Origin of the sequence: Streptomyces griseoflavus (assembly GCF_014649995.1) — a bacterium.
Taxonomy (GTDB): domain Bacteria; phylum Actinomycetota; class Actinomycetes; order Streptomycetales; family Streptomycetaceae; genus Streptomyces; species Streptomyces griseoflavus.
In genome coordinates, this window is sequence record NZ_BMUC01000027.1 from 1 (window position 1) to 1,194 (window position 1,194).

Annotated in this window: 1 protein-coding gene and 1 pseudogene; both read left to right on the forward strand. The window is 69.2% G+C overall.

Going from position 1 to position 1,194, the window contains the following annotated elements; genetic code table 11:
- Nucleotides 1-510: ABC transporter permease (locus IE172_RS33185; RefSeq protein WP_190101081.1), on the forward strand; the 510-nt coding region annotated here is incomplete at its 5' end.
- Nucleotides 503-1,194: pseudogene (locus IE172_RS33190) on the forward strand (ABC transporter ATP-binding protein); the annotation flags it as partial. The gene IE172_RS33185 and the pseudogene IE172_RS33190, both read left to right, overlap by 8 nt.

A 1,194-nucleotide genomic window follows, 5' to 3' on the forward strand; every position in this document is an offset into this window, starting at 1 on the left:
CTGCACTTCCCGCGGGCCTCGCTGCCGATCTCCTTCGCGCTCCAGCAGCTCCAGCAGCTGCTGTTCTCGATGATCGTGCTCGTCGTCGTCATGGTGGCCTTCGGGAGCCTTCCCGGCCTGTCCTGGCTGCTGGTCGTGCCGGCGCTGGCGCTGCAGTTCGTGTTCAACACCGGGCTGGCCCTGGTCTTCGCGCGGATGGGCAGCAGGACGCCGGACCTGGCACAGCTGATGCCGTTCGTGCTGCGGACGTGGATGTACGCCTCGGGCGTGATGTTCAGCATCCCGGCGATGCTGCACGACAAGGACGTCCCCGTCTGGCTCAGCGACGTGCTCCAGTGGAACCCGGCCGCCGTCTACATGGACCTGGTCCGCTTCGCGATGATCGACGGCTACGGCTCCTCGTACCTGCCCCCGCACGTGTGGGCGTTCGCCGTGGGCTGGGCGCTGCTGGCCGGTGTGGCCGGCTTCATCTACTTCTGGAAGTCCGAGGAGAGGTACGGCCGTGGCTGACAGCACCCCCGAGAAGGTCCCCACCGTCATCGCCGACGGCGTCGACATCGTCTACCGGGTCAACGGCACCGGCGCCGGACGCGGCTCCGCCACCGCCGCCCTCAACCGCATCCTGCGCCGCGAGCGGGCCGAGCGGGCTTCCGGCGTGCGCCGGGTGCACGCCGTGCGGAACGTGTCCTTCGTCGCCTACCGCGGCGAGGCGATCGGCCTGATCGGCACCAACGGCTCCGGCAAGTCGACCCTGCTCAAGGCCGTCGCCGGACTGCTCCCGGTGGAGAACGGCCGCATCTACACCGACGGCCAGCCCTCCCTGCTGGGCGTCAACGCGGCGCTGATGAGCGACCTGACGGGCGAGCGCAACGTCCATCTCGGCGGGCTCGCGATGGGCATGTCGCGCGAGGAGGTCAGGGCCCGCTACCAGGAGATCGTCGACTTCTCCGGCATCAACGAGAAGGGCGACTTCATCACCCTGCCGATGCGGACGTACTCCTCCGGCATGGCGGCCCGGCTGCGCTTCTCCATCGCCGCCGCCAAGGACCACGACGTCCTCCTCGTCGACGAGGCGCTGGCCACCGGCGACCGCTCCTTCCAGAAGCGTTCCGAGGAGCGGATCCGGGAGCTGCGCAAGCACGCCGGGACGGTCTTCCTGGTCAGCCACAACAACAAGTCCATCCGCGACACCTG